12 protein-coding genes and 1 pseudogene are annotated in these 13,758 nt (G+C 43.2%); 8 read left to right on the top strand and 5 right to left on the bottom strand.

What is annotated here, in order from left to right; genetic code table 11:
• Positions 1-9 precede the first annotated feature (9 nt).
• From ViNHUV68_RS06085 to ViNHUV68_RS06070, 4 genes and pseudogenes are all read right to left on the bottom strand, one after another.
• Complete coding sequence (locus ViNHUV68_RS06085; protein WP_391089916.1) at positions 10-2,202, bottom strand: S8 family serine peptidase; 2,193 nt, start codon at positions 2,200-2,202, stop codon at positions 10-12.
• Positions 2,202-3,323, bottom strand: coding sequence for an AAA family ATPase (locus ViNHUV68_RS06080; protein ID WP_391090278.1), 1,122 nt, complete (start codon positions 3,321-3,323; stop codon positions 2,202-2,204). The genes ViNHUV68_RS06085 and ViNHUV68_RS06080 overlap by 1 nt, the downstream gene beginning before the upstream one ends.
• A gap of 793 nt (positions 3,324-4,116) precedes the next feature.
• On the bottom strand, positions 4,117-4,344 hold the full coding sequence (locus ViNHUV68_RS06075) for a hypothetical protein (protein ID WP_391089914.1): 228 nt from the start codon (positions 4,342-4,344) through the stop codon (positions 4,117-4,119).
• Positions 4,345-4,371: 27 nt separating this feature from the next.
• A pseudogene (locus ViNHUV68_RS06070) lies at positions 4,372-4,449 on the bottom strand (hypothetical protein); the annotation flags it as partial.
• A gap of 282 nt (positions 4,450-4,731) precedes the next feature.
• Here ViNHUV68_RS06070 and sbcB point away from each other — a divergent pair.
• From sbcB to purT, 5 genes are all read left to right on the top strand, one after another.
• On the top strand, positions 4,732-6,156 hold the full coding sequence (sbcB, locus tag ViNHUV68_RS06065; protein ID WP_391089912.1) for an exodeoxyribonuclease I: 1,425 nt from the start codon (positions 4,732-4,734) through the stop codon (positions 6,154-6,156).
• Between the two features lie 176 nt (positions 6,157-6,332).
• Positions 6,333-6,698 (top strand): CidA/LrgA family protein, encoded by a 366-nt coding sequence (locus tag ViNHUV68_RS06060; RefSeq protein WP_038174357.1) that lies wholly within the window; start codon positions 6,333-6,335, stop codon positions 6,696-6,698.
• Entirely contained in the window at positions 6,698-7,375 is a 678-nt protein-coding gene (locus ViNHUV68_RS06055) for a CidB/LrgB family autolysis modulator (protein WP_391089910.1), read from the top strand. Before ViNHUV68_RS06060 ends, ViNHUV68_RS06055 begins: the two co-directional genes overlap by 1 nt.
• 234 nt (positions 7,376-7,609) lie before the next feature.
• Positions 7,610-8,497 carry a cytidine deaminase gene (gene cdd / locus ViNHUV68_RS06050; protein WP_391089908.1) on the top strand — a complete coding sequence of 296 codons (888 nt, stop codon included), beginning with the start codon at positions 7,610-7,612 and terminating at the stop codon, positions 8,495-8,497.
• Between the two features lie 172 nt (positions 8,498-8,669).
• Positions 8,670-9,845, top strand: coding sequence for a formate-dependent phosphoribosylglycinamide formyltransferase (purT, locus tag ViNHUV68_RS06045; RefSeq protein WP_391089906.1), 1,176 nt, complete (start codon positions 8,670-8,672; stop codon positions 9,843-9,845).
• Between the two features lie 75 nt (positions 9,846-9,920).
• On the opposite strand, the gene ViNHUV68_RS06040 is transcribed toward purT, so the two are convergent.
• Complete coding sequence (locus tag ViNHUV68_RS06040) at positions 9,921-10,571, bottom strand: thiopurine S-methyltransferase (RefSeq protein ID WP_391090276.1); 651 nt, start codon at positions 10,569-10,571, stop codon at positions 9,921-9,923.
• A gap of 328 nt (positions 10,572-10,899) precedes the next feature.
• Between ViNHUV68_RS06040 and ViNHUV68_RS06035 the strand changes: the two genes are divergently transcribed.
• From ViNHUV68_RS06035 to hutC, 3 genes are all read left to right on the top strand, one after another.
• On the top strand, positions 10,900-11,673 hold the full coding sequence (locus ViNHUV68_RS06035; protein WP_391089904.1) for a phosphoribosylglycinamide formyltransferase: 774 nt from the start codon (positions 10,900-10,902) through the stop codon (positions 11,671-11,673).
• Positions 11,674-11,781: 108 nt separating this feature from the next.
• Positions 11,782-12,765 (top strand): DUF3187 family protein, encoded by a 984-nt coding sequence (locus ViNHUV68_RS06030; protein WP_391089902.1) that lies wholly within the window; start codon positions 11,782-11,784, stop codon positions 12,763-12,765.
• Between the two features lie 215 nt (positions 12,766-12,980).
• Complete coding sequence (gene hutC, locus ViNHUV68_RS06025; RefSeq protein WP_391089900.1) at positions 12,981-13,694, top strand: histidine utilization repressor; 714 nt, start codon at positions 12,981-12,983, stop codon at positions 13,692-13,694.
• Positions 13,695-13,758: the final 64 nt, after the last annotated feature.

Genomic DNA, 13,758 nt, shown 5'->3' with positions numbered 1-13,758 from the left:
GCCCACACCTTATTGAACTTTAACCTGCTCTTCGATAGCCAAATCAGAAACTTCCCAGTTATACTGGTCCATCAGACGGCTCATTTCATTATAAACTGGCTTTTCTTTGTCTATATCCCTGATTGTTAGCAGTATAGTGAACGGAACTTGAACGTCTTCTGCCTCATATCCATCTCTATCCAGAATTTTTACCCTTAATTTCCAGTCTTCAACATCTACCCCTTTGGTGAATCGTTTGTGGTAAACCTTAGTCGGAGACCACTTATCACCATTTTTTACCAGCTCACTCTCAAAATTGCTGCTGTCCTGCTGTCTAGGTATTTTAGAGTCAAATTTCCCTTTTTTTATTTCACCTAAGCCGAGAGTTACATCTACCTGACAATATTCAAACGCGCTCTTAGAGTCGAGCTCTGGTTGGTAAACGAGTGTAATAAAAAACTCCGCTCTTACCTTGCCTTCGTCAGTTCTTAAGCAATCAGGTATAGGGAATGGCAACTTTTGAACTTCAAAGCTCTTTTGTGCATGGCCTTCAAAAACTATTGTGGCTTCGTAACCATTAACTTCAAGAATGGAATCGGCATCTGTAGGAAGCCCCCACCCCATGTACGGCCGAGATTCCTTAGTGACCTTATGTCCAAAGTTTATATTTGCATCGTGAATCAATAATGACTTTACAAGGTTGGGACTCGCCGAGTTTCCCAACTTGTGAAACAAGTTCGCAGCAATTGTCGATACTAATGGCGTAGCGAAGCTAGTACCTATATCGTGGCGTTTAAAGCCATTTGGGCAAATAGAGTTAATGCCTAACGGTATGCTATTATTGGCGAACACCATTACATTTCCACCGAAGTGCATCAGTTCAGGCTTTTGAACAAAGTTAGATACAGGACCTTTTCGAGAGAATGGGGATGGATCCTCATTTTTAACGTGACCATCAACTTGCGCAAGAGAGCCTACTGTAATTGCTCTAACTGAGTCTCCAGGGCTAGAAACTCCATCGTTATGCTCTCTTTCTGGCGGCCAGTTCCTCAACGACTCGTTATAGTTCCCTGCCGCTATGACACACAAACAATCAAACTTGTCTTGAAACTCGTCTAACATAAGTGCCATCGCAGAAATTTCTTGCATCGAAGTTGGTTCAGATGCTCCTAGAGATAAGTTCCAAACTTTGATTTCTGGTCGTTTACTCGCGACTTCATACATAGCATGAACAATATCAAAAACGTCTCCAACGCCGTTTCCCAATACTTCGACACTTACAACTTTAGATTGGCACGTGGGGAATCTGTCGTCTGGGTTGAAGTAAGTAGGATTGGAAATAAGTCCACTAACAAACGTTCCATGAGAGCTATCTCGATATGGCTCTGGAACATAGTTATGTCTGTCGACAACCCAACTATTTAGAGGTGAGCAGTTCTGGCTAACCCCACTATCCACTACTCCAACAATGGGATAAGAGGTATCAGGTAAAGGATCATTATTTAAAACGTGTTCACTTTCCACCGAGTCTTCTGACATTGGTTGAACTGTAATACTTTGCGCTTTTACAGCACTCTGCACTGTACTAAACTCAGAAAGTTTAGCCACAAATCCGTCATCATAATCTTGAACTTTGTACAGACAAACATTTTGAGATGGATGTTTTACCCAAAAATTAGCGTAAGCACTTAGCAAATCCTCAAACTTTACATCTATCGCCTTATTCAAAGAATCATCTTGATATCTGAATAAGCGTACTATTAGAGGCTCCCTAGTATCCGCCACTTTACCTATATCAGGATGATAAACTTCGATGTCTTTTATCGTAGAAAGAGCCTTTACACCTGACTTAGTTTTTACTGTTTCCACTTTTTTCTTTAATTCGGATAACCCGCCCTTGGTAACTTGAATCAAGTATCGACCAAAGCCTTCATCACCAAAAAAAGGACAAGTTTGTTCATTAAATAGTGAAGTAGGACGGTGGCTCTTAGCCGTTGCATTGCTTTCCAATGCAACAACTGCAGTACATACACCTATATTGTTACTTCTAATTGATTGAGTTAATGAATCTTCAACTACATCCAATGATTGCAATAGTTCATTTCTAAAGTCATTAGTAACCTCTTTTAAAGGTGTTTGTTTCCCTCCACCGTTAACCGCAGGCTGATAGTAATCAGACATTGAAAACTGAACATGTTTTATTGGATGCTTTTCGATACTCATTATTTATGATCCTTTATAAGCCTACTAACGTAACTGGGTGTCACGTTCCATAATAGACCCAATAGTTTTCCCGTATACAGTTCAGTATTCAATTGTTTGAGCTTGAACATATTTGCACTGCGATCTGTATCGCATTCAAAATCAAGCCAATGATACTTCGAAGAAAGAATCGACTTCATTAAGTCATAGGAAGAATAATCTACTCCGTCGACAATCATCGACCTCAAGTACTCAAATGTAGCAATTTCTATTTCCGCCCCTGTCATTCCTTCCGAAATTGAAGCGAGGGTATCGAGATCTACTTTAGAAGTCGTAAACCTAAGTAAGAGAGATTCAAAAATCTTGCTTCTTTCTTGCGCTAGTGGGGGTAAAAGCTCCATTTTGTAATGGAAACGACGCCCAATAGCAGGATCAAGCAAATGCGCATGGTTTGTAGCTGCGATAACGATGGTGTCTTTTAACGTATCAATGTTTTGCAGCAGGCTGACTACAACGCGTTTTAACTCACCAATTTCATTTTTGTCATCACGAGCTTTCGCTATAGAGTCAAATTCATCTAAAAAGAGAACACAAGGTTCACTCTTTGCGTACTCCATTAACGAACGAATGTTTTTCGATGTAGAACCAAGATATGAGGATATAAGGGCGTCAGCTCTCGCAGTGACTAACGGCAAACCAACCCTTGCAGCTATATTTGCTGCAAGCTTGCTTTTACCTGTTCCCGGAGGCCCAAATAGAAGTAATGTGGGATTAATCGGAATGTTTAACGCGTTGAGCTCATCTTTTTTCCCGAGATACGAAACGAACGCATTTACCTTTTTGCCTAAATTGTCAGGTAAAAAAACAATCGATTCTTCAATTTGAGGATGAGTTCTATCAGCCAGTTCAAATCTATTATCTTTTTCAACTGGAACTGGACGAGCAAAACTAACTGACTTCTGCCCGACAATGGCGGAGCTTGCTCTTCGTTGAGAAAGCTGTTCAGTTAGCCCTTTTGCAGCTAAAACTTCCCCATCACTAGTTAACTTCTCTATTAGCTGCTGTGTATACGCTGATACAACTTGTTCGTCTTTAACAAGGGCTCCCCGAACCAAGTTTGATATCTCTGTAAAATACTTCATCACGTCGCTCACCTATACATTAATGTACCAATTCTCGCACACAATGAACTAAAACAACCACAATATTTACAAATCAAATCGACAAAAAAACACAACCGCTTATTTTGTGAACTAGAAGTACATTAATAAATGTAACGTATAGAGATACCTACAATTTCTAGAGGTTATTATAACTCACAGGCTTTTGGTCGAGCGCTGACCTAAAACTCAGCAAAGTCCTCGTACGACTGCAAGCAACTTGTTATAACTCTTTTTTGTACTTGAACGAACAACGCATCCGCGAATTTCTAATAGGCTTCTTTATGATCTGTAAGCCAATCGAATTTCTTGTAAATTGCCATTACTCCTACTAATTAATGCCCTAGCATTTTCTCTGTAACATGTAGCATTACCCCAAGCGCAGAACATGTCGCTAAGATACTACGCCGAAAGTCATGCGTCCTACAATGAGGTATGCTTAATGATCTCCTGAACCTTCTTATATAGTGATTGGCCGCTGATATAGTTATCGGCTTGTGTAACGAAGCTCCTGGAAACAAGTAATAATCAAAAGTGTTCATTAACCGCTCTAGCATCGGCTTGATATGTTTGGGGATTGGACGTCATATGGTGTTACCCATTTTGCTGAGTTCTCTGGTGGTACCGTCCAAATGTCATTGACCATATCAAAGTGCTCTCGCCTTGCTAAGCGTAGCTCTGATAATCACTTACCCCATAACATAGTTATTAAGTGTAATAAATTCTTCGTAGATGTTTCCGACTTTTCTGCGTTCAATTGCGATCCAAACTTTTGCTAGCTCTGGTAGTGATAACGCGCGGTAATTTTCTCTACATCCACCTCAGGGAAAGCATCGTAGAAGTAATTGTTGGTGACAGAACGGTAAAGGACTTGTGCCCCTTCTTTTTGGTTTGAGACTTTATTCTCAAACCAGTCATCGAGGCAGTCTTTTAGGGTAACGAAGTCAGTTTCACCAGTGAGGGCTATCTCCAGGTTTCTGCCTTCTTCTTTAAGCTCTAGCATCCTTTTATGGATTTGCCTTGCATTCTTAAGGGGGGTTATCGGATACTTGTCGATACGAATACGTTTGTTTTTACCATTAAACCTGCAGCGGTATTGAAAGGTGATGTTTGCTTTCGGGGAAATCTTTGCGATTAGCCCTTCTCCATCATTTAGTCTGCTGGGCCGCTATATTCTTTTTGCTTAGCAATCGCTTTTAGCTGCTTATCTGTAATGCCCAATTTGTCTACCTTTAGATTTGGACGCAGCGCTTACAGAATTTGGACGCAAGTGCAAATGTAAAACGTGCAAAAACAATAAAATTCAATTTAAAAGATAGCACACTAAATATAGCTAATCGACTGATAATAAAGGCTTAATTTGAATAATCACGAACAAAGCAACAAAACTATGAAAACTAACGAACAACCTACGTTCTTCTTTTTTGATTACGAAACGTGGGGAACAAGCCCTGCCAAAGATCGTCCTTGTCAATTTGCTGGCGTGCGCACCGATATGGACTTTAATATCATTGGCGAGCCTCTTGTTATCTATTGCCAGCCACCTGCAGACTACTTACCATCCCCAGAAGCGGCTCTGATTACCGGCATTACACCACAAACGGCAGAGACCCAAGGCCTTATCGAGCCAGAATTTATCGGCAAAATCCATGAACAACTTGCCACGCCTAACACCATTAGCCTTGGTTACAATAGTATTCGTTTTGATGATGAAGTAACACGCTATACCTGCTATCGCAATTTTATCGACCCATACGCATGGAGTTGGAAAAATGGCAATTCACGCTGGGATTTACTTGATGTGATGCGTGCTTGTTACGCACTGCGGCCTGAAGGCATTAATTGGCCAGAAAACGACGAAGGATTTATTAGCTTCAAGCTTGAGCATCTCTCGGTTGCCAACGGCATTGAACACGCCAACGCTCACGACGCGATGGCCGATGTGATCGCCACGATTGAAATGGCTAAAAAAGTGAAAGCCGCACAGCCTAAACTGTTCGACTATTTCTTGAGCATGCGTCACAAGCGTAAACTCAACGAGCTTATCGATATCGTTAATATGACCCCATTAATGCACGTATCAGGCATGCTGGGGAAAGAGTGTCGTTACACCAGTTGGATTGTCCCCGTTGCTTGGCATCCAACCAACCAAAACGCCGTCATTTGTGTTGACCTAGCCAAAGATCCGCAAGCCTTGCTCGATCTAGACGTCGAATCGCTCAATCAACGCTTATATACCAAGCGCTCTGAACTCGGTCCCGATGAATTGCCGGTCCCTGTCAAGCTAGTGCATTTAAATAAATGCCCGATTTTAGCACCCGCCAAAACATTAACCGCTGAAAATGCCGCAGCGATTGGCATTGATCGAGCAAAATGTTTAGAGAATCTCGCTCGTTTACGTCAACATCCAGAAATTCGTGAAAAACTCATCGGTGTTTACACGATTGAGCGTGAATACGAGAAAAGTACTGATGTCGATACTCAACTTTATGACGGTTTCTTCTCTCCGGCTGATAAAGCGGCAATGGATATTATTCGTGAAACCGATCCTAATCATTTAGCGGCTTTGGATATCAGCTTTAACGATCCTCGCATTAAACCCCTGTTGTTTCGCTATCGTGCTCGCCACTACCCTTGGACATTGGATGAAGCAGAGCAACAACGCTGGGCGAACCACTGCCGTGACTACTTCGAAAGCCGTATTGAACAGTACATGCTGAATTTAGAAAACTTAGTTCACGAACATGAGAGTGACGCAAGTAAGATGGCTATTTTAAAATCCATCTACCAATATGTAGAAAAACGAGTATCCTAGATATTTCTTAGTACTAAGTCCTGCACCCTACTGCAAATCCTGACGACCGCAACGAAATCAATTATTAGGCGTTAGGTAATTGATAAATAAAAGCTTTGGCGCTAAATGTCAAAGCTTGTACCTGTTTAAATAACCGCTTATTTAACTAGGTAATAGACGTTGGACGATAATTTACTATGACCAAAACCGTGCTTCAGTACGCTGTTTCTATGGCGCTGATATTTTTATGCCTTGTTGCTGGCATCAATATTCAACACTTACTCGACACCGCTATCCCCGGCAGTATTATCGGTATGCTGATCTTATTTGGTCTGATGGCCAGTGGCTTAGTGCGACCTGACTGGGTAAGACCTAGCGCGACGCTATTTATTCGATATATGGTGCTGCTTTTTGTTCCTATCAGCGTAGGTTTGATGGAGCACTCTGATATGTTGTTAGCCAACGCTTGGCCAATTTTAGCCAGTGCCGTTGGTGGTACTTTGATTGTCTTGGTACTGTTGGGCTTAATGCTCGACCGGATATTGAAAGGAGGGCAGCAATAATGTGGCTACTTATTACTATTGTTGTCTTTTTTGCTTCACGTTGGTTATGCAAGCAATTCAAAAGCCCCTTCATGAATCCACTGTTGATTAGCCTTGGAGTCTTGATCCCAATACTGACCTATTTCAAGGTACCTTTTGAGACCTACTACTCGGACAACACTTGGATTAACTATCTACTGCAACCCGCTGTCGTGGCACTTGCTTTTCCCCTTTATGAACAACTCCCACAGATCCGTGCGAACTGGCGTATTATCATGTTGGCGTGTGGTGTTGGTAGTGTCATGTCGATGCTAAGCGCCAGTATGATTGCGGTCTATATGCAGGCTGATTTAAGCTTGATTGCCAGTTTACTCGGAAAATCGGTCACGACACCGATTGCAATGGAAGTCTCTAGCCACTTAGGTGGAGAACCTGCGATTGCGGCAATATTGGTGCTGATCGTCGGTCTATTTGGCGCGATCATGGCCTACCCAATCTACAACGTCTTAAATATTACTCACCCGATTGCCAAGGGATTAACCATGGGCACGGTCTCTCATGCTCTGGGAACCGCAACGTGCGCAGAGAAAGATCCTCAAGATGCCGCGTTCAGTTCTTTGGCGCTGGTGGTATGTGGTGTGATTACCTCAATACTTGCTCCATCTTTCTTCTCTTTAGCACTTTGGATTTCAGCTTAAGTCCGTTTGAGCCACCCTGCGTGGCTCGTTACGCTCAGTGATGTACTTTTGTAATCGTTATCATGTGTGAGCTCACTCTAATTATGTAACAAACATGCAAATTGCATTCATTGTTGTGATCTATATCTCTGCTTTAATCTTCTCGTTACATAAAATGAAATACCAGTATCGGAGTTTAAATCTAATTAAAGGTATAGACTCTAGATATCCATTATGCAGATTAAAGGATTCACTATGAGAAGCCGCATTGAACAGGCGCTATCTGAAGTGCCAAAAAACGTCGCTGATTTTCTATCACCCATTATTCTTGCTGACGATTTTGACGCGACCTTATCTTCAGAGCAATTTGAGCAACTACTCACAATATCTGGCTTAGAAGACGTTGATCTTCGTGTTGCATTATTGCCATTTGCGGCGGCTTATTCTTATGCCCCACTATCAAACTTTTATGTTGGCGCCATTGTTCGTGGCCTATCCGGCAAACTCTATTTTGGTGCCAATGTTGAATTTTTGGGCGTGCAGTTGGGTCAAACCGTGCATGCGGAACAATCAGCTATCAGCCACGCTTGGATGAAAGGCGAACAGGGTGTTAAAGACATCACGATTAACTTTAGCCCTTGTGGCCACTGCCGCCAGTTCATGAACGAGCTATCGACCGCCGATCAGCTTGAAATACAACTGCCACAACGCGATGGTAAAAAGCTGCAAGCGTATTTACCTGAGTCATTTGGTCCGGCAGATCTCGGTATCAAATCCGCTCTGATGGCGCAGGTTGATCATGGTAAACACAGTGACGATCAAGACGAGCTTATTCAGTTAGCGCTTGCTGCACTTAACCGTAGTCATGCGCCTTATACCCATAACTTAAGTGGCGTAGCGTTAAGAATGCGCGATGGCAAAGTATATCAAGGCGCATACGCTGAAAACGCCGCGTTCAACCCAAGTTTACCTCCGCTACAAGTGGCCTTAATTCAACTTTTGCTCGATCGTCAAACCCTTGAGGATATCGAGTCAGCGGCACTAGTAGAAGTTGCCGAAGGTACCATCAGTCACTTGGCAACCACCCAATCAACATTGGAAGCCCTTAATCCCGATATTCCAATGTCATACCTAGAAATTTAAACGATCAGTTTTAACATCGAAGGCGCTCAAACGAGCGCCTTTGTCATATCATAAACATCATTCGTTTGTAGCCAAAAAAACCAATTACAGCAAAAAGCAAACGTTTGCTTTTTGGTTGATATTCAGTATCATTCTCTTCAGTTTCTATTCCTTTAAGATGATAGGGTTAAAAATGTTTGGTACAGCAACAGCAAGTCAAGCTACACGTGTTTTACTATTGGGCTCGGGTGAATTGGGTAAAGAGGTCGCGATTGAGTGTCAACGTCTTGGCCTTGAAGTAATTGCTTGTGATCGTTATGAAAACGCCCCCGCTATGCAAGTTGCTCACCGTAGCTACACTCTTGATATGCTTGATGGTGACGCTCTGCAAGCCATCATTGATAAAGAGCAACCAGACTATGTCGTGCCTGAAATCGAAGCCATCGCCACTGATAAACTGGTTGAGCTGGAGGCGAAAGGTGTCAACATCGTCCCAACTGCAAAAGCGACCAAACTGACGATGAACCGTGAAGGCATTCGTCGCCTTGCGGCTGAAGAGCTCGGCCTTAATACATCGGCGTATCGCTTTGCTGACAACTACCCAGAGTTTCGCGCCGCTGTCGAAACCGTAGGTATGCCTTGTGTGTGTAAACCCGTGATGAGTTCGTCAGGCAAAGGGCAAAGCGTAATCAAATGCACCGACGACATTGATAAAGCATGGAATTATGCCCAACAAGGTGGCCGTACTGGTGCCGGACGCGTTATTGTTGAAGGCTTTATTGATTTTGACTACGAAATTACCCTACTGACTGTACGTGCCGTTGATGGCGTTCATTACTGTGCGCCGATTGGCCATCGTCAAGAAGATGGCGACTATCGTGAATCTTGGCAGCCACAAGTGATGTCAGATATCGCGCTCAGAGCCGCTCAAGATGCCGCAGGTAAAGTGGTTAATGCTTTGGGTGGATACGGAATTTTTGGCGTTGAGCTGTTTGTCAAAGGTGACAGCGTGATCTTTAATGAGGTCTCTCCGCGCCCACACGATACTGGCTTGGTTACTTTACTTTCTCAAGACAGTTCAGAGTTTGCGCTTCATGTTCGCGCGTTTACTGGTCTACCGATTTCGGCCATTACTCAGTATGGACCATCTGCATCAGCGGTTATTCTTGGCCAAGGTACTTCAAACAACATACAATTTGATGGCCTCGATAAAGCCCTAGCGGCGCCACAAACCCAGTTGCGTTTATTTGCCAAACCTGACATTGATGGTCGCCGCCGTTTAGGTGTCGCAATCACTCGCCGAGACACTGTAGAACAAGCCGTTGAAGATGCTGTCACTAGCGCCGCTCAGATTAAAATCATCTATTAATTGACCCAAAGACACGAAAAAGGCTTGGTTCGAGACCAAGCCTTTTTCTATCTATTCCACTTTGACCAACGACGACTAGTTACTTTCTAACAAATAGACTTCTTCAGCAAATCGAGACAGACCTTTGTTGGCAATTTTAGGGTGAGTTTCATTCGCCTCATCACGATAAAGCTTGGTTATTTTAAATTCAGGATACAATGCGTGAATTTCTTGCTCTGCCACTGAGAACGGTGGCCCTGCCATTTCGTGTTGCGGATAATCTAAACTAACCAGCAAAATACGCCCACCAGGATTCAGTAATGACTTGATTCTATTGGCATAATCAACTCGCATCTCGGGTGGCAGCGCCACCAACGATGCTCGATCATAAACAATATCGACTGGTTTTATTGGCGCGGTAAACAGGTCTCCGGTGTAAATCGATAGTTCATCGAATTGAAACAGCTCGTGCTGACCATTAATCGGCATCACCATCGGAGTATAAAAATGCTCTGCAAAAAAAGCTCGAACGGCAATATTACTCAGCTCGACACCTTGAACGTCGCCATGCTTGGCGGCAAGCCAAACTAAATCTTCCGATTTACCACATAAAGGGACAAAGACTTTATCCTGATAGTCCGGTTTTGTATTTGGCCAATACTCTACCAATAAGGGATTGACATCGTCTAAATGAAAACCAAGTTGGTTCGCTGCCCACTTGTTGTGCCAAAATTCTGGGTCTCTCATCATTTTTCTCGGTTACTGGCTTTTAATCATACCTAGCCTAGCGGAATCTCATGCGTCTGGGTATCCCCGATTGCTTTTCTGTTATTCAGATTACGTTCATATAAATACGATATATTCAGTAACACATTGCTGTTGAACCTAAATCTTGGCCGTAACTCTAACTGAATGATAACAAAATGAGATAAGGCTCAAAGTTTTTAATCAAGGTTCAAAGTGAGGATTGGTAAAGCGAAATAAAAGCCCCATTTATTAATCAGCGATAAGTAGCGCAAGCGGTAGACCTTTGTTTGGCCCCTTTTAGCCCAGCCTACATATCTAAGGAGAGTGCATGAGTCTATTCTTGCGTACCACGGCGTTAATGCTTTTGATGCTCAGCCGAGCCCCTGCATTTGCCGCTATTCCGACGGCTCCCGATGAGCAACAAAATCATCCGACTAACCAAAACCAAGTCTGCTCACAAGCGTTCAAACATAATTTGAGCGGCCTGTATGGCATCCAGTCTATGCCTACCTTGCCTCTTCAGCCTTATAGTGATTTTGACATCCTTTATAGCAAAGCCCACCAGGCTCAAGCCGAACTAGAAACCTTGTGTAAAAGTACTGCTCTCTTGACAGATACCACCGCCTATTTTGCTGGCATCAAAGCTTCTCAGCGCGCCAAAGACAAGATTGCCCATGAATTGAACGGTCAAGTGGAACGCATCACTGACCTTGCTCGTGCCACGATTGTCGCTGATGATATCGAAAGTCTGATGTCTGTTTACGAAGTATTAAACCGCGAAACCACGGTCGTTAAAGCGAAAAACCGTTTTAAAAAACCCGCAACCTCTGGCTATCGCGATTTAAATCTCCTAGTCAAATTACCTAAAACTGGTTTAATTGCAGAAATACAACTCCACCTCAAAGCTATTGCTGATGTTAAAAGCGGCCCTGAACACGACATTTATGAGAACGTACAAAAAATTGAGCGCCAAGCCGCACGTGAAAACCGTGAATTGAATGACTTTGAAGTTGCACAAATTCGCTCAATGCGCCGTGAATCTGAAGCCCTGTACCAAAATGCTTGGCAGCCTTATATCACAACGCATCTCTCTGCCGCATAACGATTTTCTGTGCATACCTAAGCCTAGGTAGCTGGTTTTAGTGAGCGGTCATTAATCTTTCAAACTATATTTATATCAAAAGGATAATCAAATAGTTTGGAGGATATAATGACCATCGACTGGCGCACAGCGATCTGCCTACTGGCTATCTTGCTGACCTATCAAACGAATGCCAATACCAATGACGGCTATGGACCATTACAAAGCTATACTCAATCCCCTTTTCATACCAATAGCCTTTCTCCACAGTTGCGCTCTGGTTTTTCGATGCCTGTTGACCACAGTGAAGTTTACGCATCAGGTATCGTATCGAGTATCTGGGCAGTCACGGATCAATATGAACTCGATTATTATCAAAATCAGCTCGCGATTGGAGGCAAATGGCAGTGGAACGAGCGCTGGCAGGTAGACCTTAATTACCGTTGGAATTACGCGGGCAATAACCATCTCGATCGATTAACAATTGCTTTTCATGATTGGGTTGGACTTGAACAAAACGGGCGGACAGAAGTTAACAATGATCGCTTCGTGATCAATATGCCCGAGTACGGAATTGAATTAGAAGGCTTTCGCAGCGAAACCCTAAGCCATGTCTTGACGGGTTACCTGCAATATCAAATTATGACTCATAGCAATCATGGGCTCTCGATAGGGGCTTCGCTTTACTACAATGACACAAATCACGGTATTTTCAGCTCATCGGACTTTGAACAAGCGTTGCAGATTAATTATGGTTATCAGCGCGAAAAACATGGCTTCGATACCAGTGTTGCCATCACTTTTCGCAACACACCAACGGTTTTTAAACAGATACCATATCGCAACAGCAACTGGTCTTTAGGCGCAAGTTACCGCTATCAATGGTTACCTAATCACGCCTTGATTGGCCAGTTTGCCGTTCATCAGGGAATCACCACTGACGAGAGTGAATTCTCTAAGCCATCAACCGAGTTCACTTTTGGCTATCGCTATCGATTAAAAAATTCAGCGGTTGAGATAACCGCGGTCGAAAACATGTTTAACGCCGACAATAGTACTGATATCGCATTCGGCGTCACATTTCGTTATCGTTTTGGTGCTGGTGAGTCTTAAATAAGCAAGGTTTAACCTCATTATCCTCAGCATCACGGTGAAGCGAAAACAACAGCGACTGATCGCCGTAGATACTTAACCAAAGGCTAACTTCTGCTAGGCAATGTATTAAACGTAAAAGGTTGTGACGTAGTCTCACGATTAAATCAGATTGCTTGCATTATCACAGTAAATGTATAACCATTTGTATAGTCAATTCAATACACGATAAGAATATGAGCCAGTCGCCCCTATATCTGCAGATCAAACGCTATATTGCCGACCAAATCGACAGTGGCCTTTGGCCCGTCGGCCATCGAATTACCACCGAAATCGAGCTGACTAAACAGTTTAATGTCAGTCGTATGACCGTCAATAAGGCAATCCGCGATCTGGTAACAGAAGGACGGCTATTACGTAGGCCAAGATTGGGGACGTTTGTCTGTGCCCCAGATGATAAAGCAGAGTCACCGCTGCTCGATATTCGTAATATCGCTAAAGAAGTCGAACAACGCGGAAAGACTTACAGCAGTAAAGTCATCAAGCAAATTGCACTCACTGCCGATGATGCGGTGGCAATGAAGCTTGGCGTCATGCTTGGAAGCCATGTTTTTTATAGTGAGATAATACACTTTGAAGACAAACTTCCTATCCAGCTGGAAATGCGCTGGGTCAATGCCCATTACGCTCCAAATTATTTGGAGCAAGACTTCTCTCAAATGACACCCAATCAATATCTATCCGAGAACTGCCCATTAAGTGCAATTGAGCACACTGTCGAAGCAATAGTCGCTGGCGATGCTGTGCGCGCCGCTCTTAGGTTAGCCGTTAGTGAGCCGTGCCTATTACTCAATCGCCGCACATGGAGTGACGATAAACTCGTTAGTACTGCACTGCTTTATCATCCTGGTACACGTTACAAGTTAAGCTCTAAAGTACTGCTAAGTTGATACCCAGCAGAATAAACTAAAGTTAAAAAAGCGGTTCCACCACAGATAGTACTCACTGATCACA

Source organism: Vibrio sp. NH-UV-68, from assembly GCF_042940635.1.
GTDB classification, from domain to species: Bacteria; Pseudomonadota; Gammaproteobacteria; order Enterobacterales; family Vibrionaceae; genus Vibrio; species Vibrio pacinii.
The sequence above is the reverse complement of the archived record's forward strand: the minus strand, read 5'-3'. Positions and strand labels throughout refer to the sequence as shown.

Coding starts and splice junctions, on each gene's coding strand:
- ViNHUV68_RS06035 (WP_391089904.1), top strand. CDS start 10,900: ATGAGTCTATTCTTGCGTACCACGGCGTTAATGCTTTTGATGCTCAGC.
- cdd (WP_391089908.1), top strand. CDS start 7,610: ATGAGAAGCCGCATTGAACAGGCGCTATCTGAAGTGCCAAAAAACGTC.
- ViNHUV68_RS06055 (WP_391089910.1), top strand. CDS start 6,698: ATGTGGCTACTTATTACTATTGTTGTCTTTTTTGCTTCACGTTGGTTA.
- ViNHUV68_RS06075 (WP_391089914.1), bottom strand. CDS start 4,344: ATGCTAGAGCTTAAAGAAGAAGGCAGAAACCTGGAGATAGCCCTCACT.
- ViNHUV68_RS06080 (WP_391090278.1), bottom strand. CDS start 3,323: ATGAAGTATTTTACAGAGATATCAAACTTGGTTCGGGGAGCCCTTGTT.
- ViNHUV68_RS06040 (WP_391090276.1), bottom strand. CDS start 10,571: ATGAGAGACCCAGAATTTTGGCACAACAAGTGGGCAGCGAACCAACTT.
- purT (WP_391089906.1), top strand. CDS start 8,670: ATGTTTGGTACAGCAACAGCAAGTCAAGCTACACGTGTTTTACTATTG.
- hutC (WP_391089900.1), top strand. CDS start 12,981: ATGAGCCAGTCGCCCCTATATCTGCAGATCAAACGCTATATTGCCGAC.
- ViNHUV68_RS06030 (WP_391089902.1), top strand. CDS start 11,782: ATGACCATCGACTGGCGCACAGCGATCTGCCTACTGGCTATCTTGCTG.
- sbcB (WP_391089912.1), top strand. CDS start 4,732: ATGAAAACTAACGAACAACCTACGTTCTTCTTTTTTGATTACGAAACG.
- ViNHUV68_RS06085 (WP_391089916.1), bottom strand. CDS start 2,202: ATGAGTATCGAAAAGCATCCAATAAAACATGTTCAGTTTTCAATGTCT.
- ViNHUV68_RS06060 (WP_038174357.1), top strand. CDS start 6,333: ATGACCAAAACCGTGCTTCAGTACGCTGTTTCTATGGCGCTGATATTT.